This is a genomic window from Planosporangium flavigriseum (genome assembly GCF_011947225.1).
GTDB classification, from domain to species: Bacteria; Actinomycetota; Actinomycetes; order Mycobacteriales; family Micromonosporaceae; genus Planosporangium; species Planosporangium flavigriseum.
In genome coordinates, this window is the sequence record NZ_JAATVW010000015.1 from 14757 (window position 1) to 29330 (window position 14574).

General features: G+C 71.0%; 15 protein-coding genes. 11 read left to right on the forward strand and 4 right to left on the reverse strand.

What is annotated here, in order from left to right; translation table 11 throughout:
* The first annotated feature begins 65 nt into the window (after positions 1-65).
* Positions 66-299, forward strand: a complete 234-nt coding sequence (locus HC028_RS19490) for a hypothetical protein (protein ID WP_168078814.1) — start codon at positions 66-68, stop codon at positions 297-299.
* Positions 300-388: 89 nt separating this feature from the next.
* Positions 389-1498, forward strand: coding sequence for an FUSC family protein (locus tag HC028_RS19495; RefSeq protein ID WP_168078815.1), 1110 nt, complete (start codon positions 389-391; stop codon positions 1496-1498).
* A 3-nt stretch (positions 1499-1501) separates the two neighbouring features.
* On the opposite strand, the gene HC028_RS19500 is transcribed toward HC028_RS19495, so the two are convergent.
* The 4 genes from HC028_RS19500 to aroA form a co-directional block, all read right to left on the reverse strand.
* Positions 1502-2353, reverse strand: a complete 852-nt coding sequence (locus tag HC028_RS19500; protein WP_203981408.1) for a hypothetical protein — start codon at positions 2351-2353, stop codon at positions 1502-1504.
* A gap of 68 nt (positions 2354-2421) precedes the next feature.
* Positions 2422-3237 carry a histidinol-phosphatase gene (hisN, locus tag HC028_RS19505; protein WP_168078817.1) on the reverse strand — a complete coding sequence of 272 codons (816 nt, stop codon included), beginning with the start codon at positions 3235-3237 and terminating at the stop codon, positions 2422-2424.
* A 147-nt stretch (positions 3238-3384) separates the two neighbouring features.
* Complete coding sequence (gene rsgA / locus HC028_RS19510; RefSeq protein ID WP_203981409.1) at positions 3385-4320, reverse strand: ribosome small subunit-dependent GTPase A; 936 nt, start codon at positions 4318-4320, stop codon at positions 3385-3387.
* A 71-nt stretch (positions 4321-4391) separates the two neighbouring features.
* Positions 4392-5693 (reverse strand): 3-phosphoshikimate 1-carboxyvinyltransferase, encoded by a 1302-nt coding sequence (gene aroA / locus HC028_RS19515; RefSeq protein ID WP_168078818.1) that lies wholly within the window; start codon positions 5691-5693, stop codon positions 4392-4394.
* Positions 5694-5816: 123 nt separating this feature from the next.
* On the opposite strand from aroA, the gene HC028_RS19520 reads away from it, so the two are divergent.
* From HC028_RS19520 to HC028_RS19560, 9 genes are all read left to right on the forward strand, one after another.
* Positions 5817-6539, forward strand: coding sequence for an SOS response-associated peptidase (locus HC028_RS19520; protein WP_168078819.1), 723 nt, complete (start codon positions 5817-5819; stop codon positions 6537-6539).
* 155 nt (positions 6540-6694) lie between these two features.
* On the forward strand, positions 6695-7093 hold the full coding sequence (locus tag HC028_RS19525) for a WhiB family transcriptional regulator (RefSeq protein WP_168078820.1): 399 nt from the start codon (positions 6695-6697) through the stop codon (positions 7091-7093).
* A gap of 24 nt (positions 7094-7117) precedes the next feature.
* Entirely contained in the window at positions 7118-7732 is a 615-nt protein-coding gene (locus HC028_RS19530; RefSeq protein WP_168078821.1) for an alpha/beta hydrolase family protein, read from the forward strand.
* A 129-nt stretch (positions 7733-7861) separates the two neighbouring features.
* Complete coding sequence (locus tag HC028_RS19535) at positions 7862-8698, forward strand: sigma-70 family RNA polymerase sigma factor (RefSeq protein ID WP_168078822.1); 837 nt, start codon at positions 7862-7864, stop codon at positions 8696-8698.
* Positions 8695-8979, forward strand: a complete 285-nt coding sequence (rsrA, locus tag HC028_RS19540) for a mycothiol system anti-sigma-R factor (protein WP_168078823.1) — start codon at positions 8695-8697, stop codon at positions 8977-8979. The genes HC028_RS19535 and rsrA overlap by 4 nt, the downstream gene beginning before the upstream one ends.
* 401 nt (positions 8980-9380) lie before the next feature.
* Positions 9381-9596 carry a biotin/lipoyl-binding carrier protein gene (locus HC028_RS19545; RefSeq protein ID WP_168078824.1) on the forward strand — a complete coding sequence of 72 codons (216 nt, stop codon included), beginning with the start codon at positions 9381-9383 and terminating at the stop codon, positions 9594-9596.
* 218 nt (positions 9597-9814) lie between these two features.
* On the forward strand, positions 9815-10846 hold the full coding sequence (locus tag HC028_RS19550) for an SIS domain-containing protein (protein WP_168078912.1): 1032 nt from the start codon (positions 9815-9817) through the stop codon (positions 10844-10846).
* Between the two features lie 94 nt (positions 10847-10940).
* Positions 10941-12419 carry a sensor histidine kinase gene (locus HC028_RS19555; RefSeq protein WP_168078825.1) on the forward strand — a complete coding sequence of 493 codons (1479 nt, stop codon included), beginning with the start codon at positions 10941-10943 and terminating at the stop codon, positions 12417-12419.
* 371 nt (positions 12420-12790) lie between these two features.
* Positions 12791-14491: a nitrite/sulfite reductase gene (locus HC028_RS19560; RefSeq protein ID WP_168078826.1), complete on the forward strand. Its 1701-nt coding sequence runs from the start codon at positions 12791-12793 to the stop codon at positions 14489-14491.
* Positions 14492-14574: the final 83 nt, after the last annotated feature.

Sequence of the window (14574 nt, forward strand, 5' to 3'; positions counted from 1 at the left end):
TGATGAGTGATCGCATGCATGCTCGGGGCCGTTCGCGGGTACTGCGCTGCGAGGAGGTGATGACGATGGTGGGCCACAGAAGCCGTGCGACCAGGCCGGCCATGGCGCTCTGGATGTTTGTGCTGCTTGCTGACACGGCCGCGGCAGGGAGCCTGACGGTGCTGGTGTACGTGCTCGCCGGGGTCGTCGGCCTCGCGCTCGTGCTCACCGAGGTGTGGATGGCGATGGCGCCGCGCGACCAGCTCAAGCCCCAACCGGTCCGGGTCCGGGTATCCGACGACCCGCGCCGCCGTCGCTAGTGGCTTGACGATCTCGCTATCCGTTCCGGCCATCGCGCCTCGCGCGAGCCTTCACGACTAGTGATCCGCTCACCCTTACTCTCGGGCGCATGGCTTTACCCGCCTCGTCGACGACCGCCGCCACGCTCCGCGACCGGCTCAACCGGGTACGTGACAACGCTATCCTCGTGGTCCAGGCCGGCCTCGCCGCGGGTCTGGCCTGGTTCGTGGCTCATGACCTGGTCGGCCACGACCGGCCGTTCTTCGCGCCGATCGCGGCCGTGATCCCGCTGGGCGCCGCACTCGGGCACCGCATCAGACGGGTTGTCGAGCTCACCATCGGCGTCGCCGTCGGTGTTCTCGTCGGCGACGTGTTGATCTACCTGATCGGCACCGGCCCGCTGCAGATCGCCACCGTCGTGGCCCTGGCCGTGGCGATCGCGCTGTTCGTGCGGGGCAGTCCCATCCTGATCATCCAGTCGGCGTCGTCGGCGGTGCTCGTCGCGACTGTGCAGCCACCCACGACCGGACTGGCGTACCCGCGGTTCGTGGACGCGCTGATCGGCGGCGCGATCGGGCTGTTGGTCACGGCGTTGCTGCTGCCACCCAACCCCCTGACGGTGGTGCACCGCGAAGCCGAGCCCCTGTTACGGGCCATCGCCGACGGTTTCGAGGGGGTGGCGGCCGCGCTGGACACCCGCGATCTGGCGGCCGCAGAGGAGGTACTGGAGCGGTTGCGGGCGACCAACGCCGAACTGACCGCGTACAGCGACGCGCTGGCGGCCAGCCGCGAGGCCGTCCGGCTCTCCCCGCTGTGGTGGCGGTACCGGCACCGGCTGGCCCAGTACGCCGAAAGCGCCCCCGAGCTGGATCGGGTGACCCGCAACGCGCGGGTGCTGGCGCGCCGGGCGGTCGCCCTGCTGCGCGACGAGGAGCCGGTGCCCACCGAACTGCTGGCCGCGGTGGAGGCGCTCGGCGCGGCGACCCACAAGCTCGGGCGCGCGTTGGAGCGCGGCGCGGAGCCGGTGAAGACCCGCGAGCTGGCTTGTTCCGCGGTCCGCCATGCCGCCGAGGCGCAGCAGGCGACGCTCGGGTTCTCCGGCCAGATGGCGATCGGGCAGATTCGGTTCGTCGCGACCGACCTGTTACGCGCCACCGGCATGGACCGTGTCGAGGCTGAGAAGACCGTCAGGGCGGTGTCCGCGGCACGGAAGGGCTGACGCTCAGTCCTTGCGGGGGCCTGCCGAGACCGTCATCCGTGACCGGGCCTGTTGGTGGTGGTGCTGCGGCTCGGCGTAGAAGCTCAGTCCGATCACCGCCCCGAGCGTGACGAGGAAGCCGGCCGCGGCGAGCCACTCCCGGCCGGGGTGGATCTCGTCGCCGAGCAGCAGCAGGCCGACGGCGGCCGCGGGCACGGCGGCCGCGGCGTCCATCGAGGCGACCGCGGCGGTCGTGGAGCCGCGCTGCATGGCCATGCCGAGCAGCAGTTGGCCCACGATCGAGTGCGCGATCAACAGGTACAGCAGCGGGTCGGCCACGAACTGGTGGAACGAGTGCGCGCCGGCGAGGGGCCGGGATGCCACGGCGGCCGCCGAGAACGCCACGCCGGCTAGCGCGCCGAGCGCGACCGAGCCGCGCGCGCCGTGCAGCCGGGCCGCGAAGACGCCCAGGGCGCCGATCAGCAGCAGGGTGACGGCCAGCCCGACCTCACCGGCGAGGCCCAGTTGCCGGGACGGGTGCGGGCGGGCGGCGATCACCAGCCCGGCGAGGCCTCCGCACAGCGCCCCGAGCAGCGCCACCTCGGCCTTGGGCAGGCGCCACTTCAGTACGAGCACGCCGAGCAGCGCCGTGACACCGAGCCCGGCGGCCACCGCAGCCTGGACGAGGAACAGTGGCAGTTCCCGCCGGGCCAGGAAGGCCAGGAGGAAACCGGTGAACTGGCAGAGCAGGCCCACCAGGTAGGTCTTGCGCTTGCCCAGGCTCAGCAGCAGCCGGGGGTTGAAACCGTGCTGCAGGTCGGTGCGGGTGGCGGCGATGGACTGCAGCAGGTTGGCCACGCCGTAGGCGGCGATCATCGCCGCGAGAAAGATCCAACCTGCAGACACCACCGGGGAAGGATAGACCCCGCGGGTTTACATCCGAGTCAGGACATCGGGTTATTGGATCTAACCCCCAGACGGGTGTAAATCTCGTCATGCAACTTGCCATTGGTCGCGATCGCGCTGCCACCGGCCGGACCGGGGCGCCCGGCCAGGTCGGTGAAGGTGCCGCCGGCCTCCGTCACGATGGGTACGAGCGCCGCCAGGTCCCACAGCGACAGCTCCGGCTCCACCATGATGTCGAGCGCACCCTCGGCGAGCAGCATGTAACCGTAGAAGTCCCCGTACGCCCGGCTGCGCCAGGTGTGGCGCATGATGTCGAGCATCGCGTCGAGCCGGCCGATCTCCTCCCAGCCGGTCAGCGAGGAGTAGCAGAACGAGGCGTCGGCCAACTGGCTCACCCCGGAGACGTGGATCTGGGTCGCGGCCGACTGGTGCCGGCCCGCGTACGCGCCGAGCCCCGACGCGGCCCACCAGCGCCGGCCCAGCGCCGGGGCGGAGACCAGGCCGACCACAGGAGTGTCGCCCTCCATGAGCGCGATGAGCGTGGCCCAGACCGGTACCCCGCGGACATAGTTCTTGGTGCCGTCGATCGGGTCGATGATCCAGCGCCGCTTCCCGTCCCCGGCCGCTGGCGCCGAGTCGCCGTACTCCTCGCCGAGCACGGCGTCGCGGGGGCGGGCGCGGGCCAGCGTGGCGCGCAGCGCCTTCTCCACGGCGATGTCGGCGTCGGAGACCGGCGTGAGGTCTGGTTTCGAGCTCACGTGCAGGTCGAGCGCGCGGAAGCGAGCCACCGAGATCTTGTCTGCGGTGTCGGCGAGCATGTGCGCGAGAGCGAGGTCGTCGGTGTACCGGGCCATGGTCGTGAACTTATCGGAAAAGCCCCTGACCAGCGCGCTGTGGCGGGCTATCGGCCCGATATTCGGTACGCGAATACGCCCGCGACAACGCGGTCTACTGGCGGACCGGTGGTTACGTGGAGGTCCGACGGGCCGCCGCTTCGACGTTCACTGCTGATCCTCCGGCTCGCCGCTGCGGGATGCCAGGAGGCGACGGTACGACGCGAGGCGGCGCGGGTCAGCCCCGCCCTCGGCGATCAGCTTGTCCAACCCGCAGTCGCCGCCGGCGCCGGTGTGGTCGCAGTTGGGCGAGCACCGGGTGGTCGCCTCGACCAGGTCGGAAAAGCCGTGCAGCAGGCTGTCCGGCGAGACGTGGGCCAGGCCGAACGACCGGATACCGGGGGTGTCGATGATCCAGCCGCCCGCGGGCAGCGGGAGGGCGACGGCGCTGGTGGAGGTGTGTCGGCCCTTGCCGACGGCGCTGACCACCCCGACGGCCCGGTCGGTACCGGGGACGAGGCGGTTCACCAGCGTGGACTTGCCGACGCCGGAGTGGCCGACGAGCACGGAGACCCGGTCGGTCAGGGCCTCCAGCAGCTCGGTCGGCTCCTGCTCGGGGCGGCACAGGACGTAGGGCAGGTCCAGTTCGGCGTAGTAGTCCAGCACCTCTTCGGGGCCGGCCAGGTCGGCCTTGGTCAGGCACAGCAGTGGCTCGATATCGGCGTCGTACGCGGCGACCAGGCACCGGTCGATGAAGCCGGTACGCGGTGGCGGGTCGGACAGCGCGCTGACGATGACCAACTGTTCGGCGTTGGCCACCACCACGCGCTCCTGGCGCCCCTCGAGCGCGTTCTCGACGTCGTCGGCGGTGCGCATCAGCGTGGAGGTGCGCTCGTCGATGCGCACGATGCGCGCGAGGGTGTCGGCGCGCCCCGACACGTCCCCGACGATCTGCACCCGGTCGCCTACGACCACGCCCCGGCGGCCGAGCTCACGGGCGCGCATCGCGACGACGGTCCGCCCCTCACCCACCACGCACGTGTACCGGCCGCGGTCGACCGCGACCACGAAGCCCTCGACAGCGTCCTCGTGGCGCGGGCGGATGCGGGTACGCGGCCGGGTAGACCGACCCGGGCGTACCCGTACGTCGTCCTCGTCGTACTCCCGCTTTCGACTCAGTGCTCAACCTCCGGCTGGCCCACCATTGCCGACCATAGTGCCGGGAACTCTGGCATCGTCTTCGAGGTACACCCGACATCGGTGAGCTCGACCCCGGGCACGGCGAGCCCGATGACGGCTGCGGCATGCGCCATCCGGTGGTCGTCGTAGGTCTCGAACACCCCGCCGGTCAGCGGCCGGGGCCGGATCTCCAGGCCGTCCGGATGCTCGATCACCTCCGCGCCGAGCCGGCTCAGCTCGCGGGTCAGCGCCCCGAGCCGGTCGGTCTCGTGTCCGCGCAGGTGCGCGATGCCGCGCAGCCGGGACGGCGAGTCGGCGAGCGCGGCGAGACCCGCGAGTACGGGCGTGAGCTCGCCGACCTCGGACAGGTCCGCGTCGAGGCCGTGCACCACGCCGGTGCCGTGCATGGTCAGACCGTCGGTGGACAGGATGGGATCGCCGCCCATCGCGGACAGCAGCTCACGCAGCCGGTCGCCGGCCTGGGTGGTGCTGCTCGGCCAGCCGGGCACGCTGACCGTGCCGCCGGTGACCAGCGCGGCGGCCAGGAACGGCGCGGCGCCCGACAGATCGGGTTCGATGTCCCAGCCGCGGCCGGACAGGCGTCCCGGCTGGACCGTCCATACGTCGGGCGTGCTGTCGTCGACGCCGGCGCCGACCGCCCGCAGCATCTGTACGGTCATCTCCAGATGCGGTGCGCTGGGCACCGGCGGACCAACGTGACGAACGACCACACCCTGCTCGAAGGCCGCGGCGGCGAGCAGCAGGCCGCTGACGAGCTGGCTGGAGCTGGACGCGTCGATCGTGACCTCGCCGCCGCGGACCCGGCCCGAGCCGTGCACGGTCATCGGCAGGTGTCCACCCGGCGCCGCCTCGATCCGCACCCCGAGCTGGCCGAGCGCCTCGATCAGCGGTGCCATCGGCCGCTGCCGGGCGCGCGGGTCGCCGTCGAACGTCACCGCCCCGTCGGCGAGCGCCGCCACCGGTGGCAGGAAGCGCATGACGGTGCCGGCCAGGCCGACGTCAACCTTCGCCGGGCCGTGCATCGGCTGCGGGCGGACCACCCACAGGTCGTCGTCGCCCGTACTCACGCCTGTGCCCAGGGCCTGGAGGCCGGCGGCCATGAGCATGGTGTCGCGGGCGCGCAGCGGGGCGCGCAGGGTGCTCGCGCCGGTGGACACCGCCGCGAGTACGAGCGCCCGCGCGGTCATCGACTTGGAGCCGGGCAACCGTACGGTCGCCGCCACGGGGCTGTCGGCGGTCGGTGCCGTCCACGGTCGTGCGGGTTTGCTGTCTGCCACCCGTCTAGTCTGCCCAACCGGTCTGGCTGCTGCGACGGCGTACCGGGGCGCTCCTGTTGGGTGGGACACCGGGATCGGCGAAAGGGGCAACGCGGCGGCGGCGTCCTCGGTAGCGTGGTCGCCATGTGCGGCCGGTACGCCACCACCCGTAGCGCGACTGATCTCAGCGCAATGTTCGAGGCTTCCGACGAGACCGGCGACGGCCTGGCCGCGGACTACAACGTGGCGCCGACCGACGCCGTGCCGATCGTGCGTCGGACCCGGCGGGTCGAGTCGCCGGTGCTGTCCATGGCCCGCTGGGGGCTTGTGCCGTCGTGGGCGAAGGACGCGAGCGGCGCGGCCCGCATGATCAACGCCCGCGCCGAGACGGTGGCGACGACCAGGGCGTACGCGCCGTCGTTCGCCGCCCGGCGCTGCCTGGTGCCCGCCGACGGGTGGTACGAGTGGGTCCGCCGCTCGCCCAAGGAGCGCCAGCCCTACTTCATGACCCGCCGTGACTCCGGCGTGCTGGCCTTCGCCGGCCTCTGGTCGGTGTGGGGCGAGAAGCTCATGACGTGCACGATCCTGACCACGGCCGCCGTGGGTGAGCTGTCGCTCGTGCACGACCGGATGCCGGTCGCGCTGCCGGCGGAGCGCTGGCGGCAGTGGCTCGACGGCGACGCCGCAGCCGCGTCCGCGCTGCTGGGGCCGCCGCCCGCCGAGTACCTCGACTCGATCGAGATTCGGCCGGTCGGGGCGGCCGTCGGCGACGTCCGCAACGATGGTCCGCGACTGGTGGAGCGGGTGGCGGCCGCCCCGCTGGGCGCCCCCGCCGAGGGGCCACAGGACCTGACGCTTTTCGACTGATATGACGGGGCTTGGGATGCGCCTTTTCTGCAATCTCTCTTAAGAGTCTTGTCGAAGGACCTATATCTGCGATAAAACACTGCGCCGGTGGGCCTGCTGTTCTTTGGCCAGTTCGTGCCCATCGAAATGTCGTAACCCACGGGGGAGGTGGGTGCATGACCCGGGCGCGATCGCCACGTCCACACGAGGTTGCTGCAGCCAGGCGCGATCCACGACTACTTCGCGCGATCAGCGAACGCGACCTCGATCCGGCGTGGCGGGCAAGGGGCCTGTGCCAGAGTGTGGATCCGGAGACGTTCTTTCCTGCGCCGAGCGAGCCGACCGACACCGCGATCGCGCTGTGTCGTACCTGCGATGTCCAGGGCTCCTGCCTGGCCTGGGCGCTCGACGTCGGGGACTGCCACGGGGTCTGGGGCGGCACCACGCCCCGCGAGCGGCGGGCGATGCTGGTCGTCTGGCGCTCCGACGTCCAGAGCGGGTCCTATGACTCCGAGCGGCTGAGCGAGTTGAACGTCCTGCGCGTGCTCGAAGAGGTGGGCGCGGCCAGCCGGTAACCGTCGGCTGCGATCATTTGACCCATGATCGAGGTCGCGACCGCGTACGGGCCGGCCAGGCTCGACATCGACCAGCCCGCCACCGACCCGCTGAGCCTGCTCGTGCTCGGCCACGGCGCCGGAGGCGGGGTGGACGCCGTCGACCTGCTGGCCGTACGCGACGCGGCGGTCGCCTCTCGCGTGACGGTGGCCCGCGTCACTCAGCCGTACCGGGTGGCTGGGCGCCGCGCGCCGGCGCCCGCCAGTCAGCTGGACCGGGCGTTCGTGGCCGTCGTCGCCGCAGCGCGCGCCCTCGTACCCGTACGGGTTCCGCTGATCGTCGGTGGCCGTTCCAGCGGCGCCCGTGTCGCCTGCCGTACCGCCGCGGAGCTCGGGGCGGCCGGTGTGCTCGCGCTGGCGTTCCCCCTGCACCCGCCGGGCAAGCCTGACCGCAGTCGGGCCGGGGAGCTGCCGGCCCAGCTGCCGACCTTGGTCGTGAACGGTGACCGGGACCCGTTCGGCGTGCCGACCGCGTCCGGCCTGGTCGACGTGCGCGTACGCGCGGGCGAGACCCACGACCTGCGCCGTGATCCGGCCGCCGTGGCCGCGGTCGCGGTGGGTTGGCTCGTGCAGAACGGCTGGGCCGCTGCCAGGCCGTAATGGGCGGTGACGGCGGGCCGCAAACTGTGGCCCAGACCTCGGAATGATCCGCTCGCGACCGCCGTTGCAACCCCTTTGAGAGCCGTGCGCGCCTTGCGCGTTACGGCTACTGGGAAGGGGGGATTCCAGGTGGGTATCAAAACCCGGGAGTCCAACAGCAACGAAGCGCAACGTTGGCGCCGTGTCCTAGCCGGTCCGGAGTGGCCGGCCGCGGTCGAGCGAGCGTCCGCCGGCTCGGCGCCGGCCTGGCCCGCGATCTCCGTGGAGCGGGTGAACACCGGGTGGCCTCGGAATGGCGATGGTCCTCGCGGCGTATTCTCTGCGGGACGGTCAAAGGAAGAGGGGCGCGTGTCAGTCGACGAGAAGCCCGACCAGCGGCGCGATCGTTTCGTGCGCGAAGCGATGCCGTTCCTCGACCAGCTCTACGCGGCCGCGTTGCGGATGACGCGCAACCCCGCCGACGCCGAGGACCTGCTCCAGGAGACCTTCCTGAAGGCCTACGCGGCGTTCCACCAGTTCCAGCCGGGCACCAACCTCAAGGCCTGGCTCTACCGGATCCTCACCAACACGTACATCAACTCGTACCGCAAGCGGCAGCGGCAGCCGATCCAGGCGCCGACCGAGGAGATCCACGACTGGCAGCTCCACGAGGCGGAGTCGCACACGTCGAGAGGCCTCCGGTCGGCCGAGACCGAAGCGCTCGACCGGCTGCCCGACTCGGACATCAAGCAAGCGCTGCAGTCGCTGCCGGAGGAGTTCCGGCTGGCGGTCTACCTCGCTGATGTCGAGGGCTTCTCCTACAAGGAGATCGCCGAGATCATGGGTACGCCGATCGGCACGGTGATGTCGCGACTGCATCGGGGCCGGCGCAACCTGCGCGGGATGCTGGAGCACTACGCTGCCGATCGGGGCTTCAGCAAGGTCGGATCCGAGAGTCAGCGGGCTGGGCAGGAGGCGTCAAAGTGAGTTGCGGCGACCACCACGAGACCGACTGCCGTGAGGTGTTGGCCGAGGTCTACCTGTACCTCGACCTGGAGTGCTCCGAAGACCGCCGGATGCTGATCCGCGGGCACCTCGACGAATGCTCGCCGTGCCTTCGCGAGTACGGCATCGAGCAGGAGGTGAAGGTGCTGGTGGCCCGCTCCTGCGGTGCCGAGACGGCTCCGCCGGAGCTGAAGCAGCGCCTGCGCGCCAAGCTTTCCGAGTTGGTGTTCGAGGCTGACACCCGAGAGTTTTTAGCTGAATAGCACGCTGAGGGCCCGCGCACTGCGCGGGCCCTCAGCTTTTGGCTACCCGCGTGTGGCCCGGGGGATGACGGGTGCGTCCCGGCCGGTTCCGCGCTCGCCGAGGCGGGGGCTGTTGTCCGCCGAGTCCTTTTCCGTTGACAACCGTCTCCGGCTGCTGCGGTTCTTTCATGCTGGTGCCTACCCGGAAGTGTCGTCGTCTTCATCCGAACGGCCAGTGACCGGGGTAGACGTTACTCAATGCGTGTGCCGTCGGTGTGACGGCCTGAGCTCGGCCGGTCCGCGAGCGGTCGTGCGCGTCAGGTCGTGATCTGCGCGGGAGCCGGGTGCGGCAACCGGCGGGCGGTCACACACAGGTGGTTGGATACCGGAAGCAGTGAGGGCAGAACGGAAGGGGGCCGAGGATGGCCGACGAGATTCGCGCCGAGATGGTGGCGAACGTGTGGAAGGTGGTCAAGGCCACCGGCGAGACCGTCGAAGAGGGTGACACCCTCGTGATTCTTGAGTCGATGAAGATGGAGATTCCGGTCGTCGCCGAGAGCACGGGGGTCCTCAAGGAGTTGGCGGTGGGCGAGGGTGACGTGGTTCAGGAGGGCGACCTCATCGCGGTGATCGAGTGACGGTGGCCTGGCCTCTCTTGTGATCACGGAAACGTTTCCGCGTCCCAGCACGGAAACGTTTCCGTGATCACGAGGGGGAGCGCAGCCCGCAGCCCCCGATGTGATGCGCGAAACTGCTCGTTCGTTGTGCGTTCGTGCTCGTTTATGCGACGATCCTGGCAGTTAATGCGCAGGAAGCATTGGGAGGGGCCGTCGTGACGAGCCAACTAGGAAGCGGGATGGCGGCGGACATCGCCGAGCAGCCCGAGGTGTACGCACGGTTGCTCGACGCGCAGGCGCCGGCGATCGCGGAGGTCGCCGCGCGGATCGCGCAGTGGGCTCCGCGCCACGTGGTCTTCACCGCACGGGGCACCTCTGACCACGCCGCGCTGTACGGGACGTACCTGACCGAGATCCGGCTAGGCATCCCGGCCGGGCTGGCCTCGCCGTCGGCCTACACCGTCTACGGCGCCCGGCCCGACCTGCGCGGTGCGCTGGTCGTGGGGGTCTCCCAGAGTGGCGGGTCGCCCGACCTGTGCGAGGTCGTCCGGGTCGCCCGCGAGCAGGGTGCCCACACCCTCGCCGTGACCAACAACCCCGAGTCGCCGCTGGCCCAGGCTGCCGAGCTGTCCATCGACGTCGTGGCCGGGCACGAGCGCGCGGTCGCCGCGACCAAGACCTACTCCGCCGAGCTGCTCGCCCTGCTCATGCTGATCGAGGGCGTGCGCGCGGGCGACGGCGCCCTGCCCGCCGAGGAGCGGGCCGCCCTGGCTGAGCTGCCGGGGCTCGCGCAGGGCCTGCTCGACGACCCGACCGCCGGCCAGCTCGCCCCGCGCTACCGGTTCGCGGCGCGGACGGTGACCACGGGTCGGGGGTACGCGTACCCCACCGCCCGGGAGACCGCGCTCAAGCTGATGGAGACGTCCTACCTGCCGGCGCTGGCGTTCTCCGGCGCCGACCTGCTGCACGGCCCGCTCGCCATGGCCGACCCGGACGTGCCGGTGCTCGCCGTGGTCGGCTCGGGACCGGGTGGCGCAGCCATGCGGGAGGTGCTGGCCCGGCTGGACGAGCGCCGGGCCGACGTGGTGGCGATCGGCCCGTCGGACGTGGACGGCGCCGCGCTGCGCATCCCGACGCCGGACGTCGACGAGCGGTACGCGCCGCTGCTGGACATCCTGCCGCTCCAGCGACTCGCGATGGAGCTGGCGCTGCACCGCGGCGAGAACCCGGACGCCCCGCGCGGCCTGAAGAAGGTCACGACCACCCTCTGAGGGTCCCCCTTCCCATGATCCTGAAGAGTTTGGGGCGCTATTGCCCCACCGACTCTTCAGGATCATGAAGGGGTGTTGTGGCAGGCTGTGAGTCGTGTCCACGCTGCGTGACCTCGTCGAGGAGCACACCCACCTCGAACCCGCCGACATCGAGCACCTGCATCGACTGGCCGGCGACTGGCAACTGGTGTCCGACCTGTCGTTCGCTGACCTCGTCATGTGGGTGGCGCTGGCCGACGGCCAGTTCCTCTGCGTGGCCCAGGTACGCCCGACCACCGCGCCGACGGCGTACCAGGACGACCAGGTGGGCCGGGTGTTCAGCGGCTCCGAGGTGGCGCACCTGGCGGTCGCGCTCAGCCAGGGCCGGATCTGGCGGGAGGGCGACCCCGTCTGGTACGGCGACACCCCGGCCCGGCACGAGGCGATCCCGGTCCGGCGCGCCGGCAGCGACCGCGTGATCGCCGTCATCGGCCGCGACACCAACCTGGCTACCGCGCGTACCCCCAGCCACCTGGAACTGAACTACCTCACGACCGCCGACGACCTGGCCCAGATGATCGCCGACGGCAGCTTCCCGGGGCCCCGGCACCCGGGTGAGACCACCAGCGCGCCGCGGGTCGGCGACGGCCTGATCCGGATCGACGGCGGCGGCAAGGTCACGTACGCGAGCCCCAACGCGCAGTCGGCGTACCGTCGCCTCGGCCTGTCCACCCACCTGGTGGGGGAGGACCTGGCGGCGATCTCGGGGCGGCTGGCCGACGACCCGCTGGAGGGCGGTGAGACGTCGGAGGTCGTGCAGGCCGCGCTCCGGGGCGAGGCCCCGCCGCGCCGGGAGATCGAGGCGCGCGGGGCGACGGTCCTGATGCGCGCGCTGCCGCTGATGCCGGCCGGTACGCCCATCGGTGCGCTGGTGCTGGTGCGCGACGTGACCGAGGTGCGCCGGCGGGACCGCCAGCTGATCACGAAGGACGCGACGATCCGGGAGATCCACCACCGGGTCAAGAACAACCTGCAGACCGTCGCGGCGCTGCTGCGGCTGCAGGCGCGGCGGGTCGGTCTGCCGGAGGCGCGCGCCGCCCTGGAGGAGTCCGTGCGCCGGGTGGCGTCGATCGCGATCGTGCACGAGACGCTGTCGATGTCCTCGGATGAGGCGGTGGAGTTCGACGGCATCGTCGACCGCGTGGGCTCGGCCGCGAGGGAGGTCGCGGCGCCGGAGTCGCGGGTGGTGGTCCGGCGCTCGGGCACGTTCGGCGTACTGCCCGCGGAGGTGGCCACCCCGCTGGTGATGGTGCTCAACGAACTGCTGCAGAACGCCGTCGAGCACGCGTACGGCCCGGGTGACGAGGGCGAGGTGGTGATCGGCGCGCACCGGTTCCGCCGGCAGTTGCACGTGACCGTCACCGACACGGGCCGGGGCCTTCCGGACGACTTCGACCTGGAGGCGAGCGAGCGGCTCGGGCTGCAGATCGTGCGTACCCTCGCCACCGGCGAGCTGCGCGGCTCGCTCGAGCTGCGGCGGCGGGCGGAGGGCGGTACCGAAGCGGTGATGGTCGTGCCGTTGTCCAAGCGTTGAGACAGGTGCTCGGCGGGCCCCATTTTGCGCCTGAGCCACCGTGCTGTCGCTTCCCTACGAAACTGGTGGGTTAACGGAAGTATCCGCTGCTCAGCGTGGATACGAGGTGAGACGGGCCTCACGCAACCATGGCGTCTGACGGCGGTTCGTGGCACGATCGTTTGTATGCCCGCTGCTTCCCTGCGGCTCACGAGCCGCCGACACGTCGACTTCGGTCGTGTGCGCAGCGCCATCTGTCCGGCTGCCTGACGCCGCCCGCATTTCCATTTACGGGTGCGCCACCGCGCCGGACTCTTTTTGACATCGTCGTCAACCGCGACTTTTCGCGGTCACCGGTGCGCGCGCTCCCATCACCACAGGAGGACGCTCGCATGACGGCTACCGCCGTCCCCGCCAGTTCCCGCTCCGGCGCGCCCGCCAAGGGTCCCCGCCGCGGCGAGGGTCAGTGGGCTCTGGGGCACCGTGAACCGCTCAACCCCAACGAGCGCTTCAAGAAGGACGATGACGGGCTCAACGTCCGGCAGCGGATCGAGTCGATCTACGCCAAGGGCGGGTTCGCCAGCATCGACCCGACCGACCTCCGGGGCCGCATGCGCTGGTGGGGCCTGTACACCCAGCGCGCCCCCGGCATCGACGGCGGCCGCACCGCCGTCCTCGAGCCGCACGAGCTCGAGGACGAGTACTTCATGCTGCGCGTACGCGTCGACGGCGGCCAGCTCGACCTGGCCCAGCTGCGCGCCATCGCCAACGTCTCGACCCGGTACGGGCGCGACACGGCCGACATCACCGACCGGCAGAACATCCAGCTGCACTGGATCCGGATCGAGGACATGCCGGCCATCTGGAAGGAGATCGAGGGCGTCGGGCTGGACACGACCGAGGCGTGCGGTGACACGCCCCGCGTGATCCTCGGCAGCCCGGTCGCCGGCGTGGCCGAGGCCGAGGTCCTCGACGCCACCGAGGCGATCCGGGAGATCCACGGCAAGTTCATCGGCGACCCCGAGCTGTCGAACCTGCCCCGCAAGTTCAAGACCACGATCTCGTGGCTGCCCGACACGCCGTACGAGGCCAACGACATCGCGTTCCTCGGCGTGATCCACCCCGAGCATGGCCCCGGCTTCGACCTGTGGGTCGGCGGCGGTCTGTCGACCAACCCGATGCTGGCCAAGCGGCTCGGCGTATGGGTGCCGATGCACGAGATCGCCGAGGTCTGGCACGGCGTGATCAAGATCTTCCGTGACTACGGGTACCGCCGGCTGCGCAACCGGGCCCGGTTGAAGTTCCTGATGGCCGACTGGGGCCCGGAGAAGTTCCGGGAGATCCTGGAGACCGAGTACCTCGACCGCAAGCTGATCGACGGCCCGGCGCCGGAGCTGCCGGAGCGCCCGGTCGACCACGTGGGCATCCACAAGCAGTGGGACGGCAAGTACTACGTCGGCGTCGCCCCGGTGGCGGGTCGGGTCTCCGGCTCGATCCTGGCCAAGGTCGCCGACATCGTCGAGGCGCACGGCAGTGGCCGGGTGCGGCTCACCCCGTACCAGAAGCTCCTGGTTCTTGATCTTGAACAGGACCAGGTCAACTCGCTCGTGGCGGCGCTGCGCGAGATCGGTCTGGAAGCCACCCCGTCGGCGTGGCGGCGCGGCACGATGGCCTGCACCGGCATCGAGTTCTGCAAGCTCGCGATCGTCGAGACCAAGGCCCGCGCGGCGTCGCTCGTCGAGGAGTTGGAGAAGCGGCTCGCCGAGTTCGACGCCGACATTTCCATCCACCTCAACGGCTGCCCGAACGCCTGCGCGCGCACCCAGGTCGCCGACATCGGTCTCAAGGGCATGATCGTGCCGGGTCCGGACGGCACGCAGGTCGAGGGCTTCCAGGTGCACCTCGGCGGCGGCCTGGGCATGGCCGCCGGGCAGACCGCAGGCTTCGGCCGCAAGGTCCGCGGCCTCAAGACCACGGCGGAGGAGCTTCCCGAGTACGTGGAGCGGCTGGCCCGTCGCTACCTCGCCACCCGTACCGAGGGCGAGACGTTCGCGCAGTGGGTCCTCCGCGCCGACGAAGGTGACTTGAAGTGAGTGAGCGACAAGCGCCGCTGTACTGCCCGTACTGCGGTGAGGAAGATCTCCGGCCGTCGGAAGAGGGCGGCCACGGGGCCTGG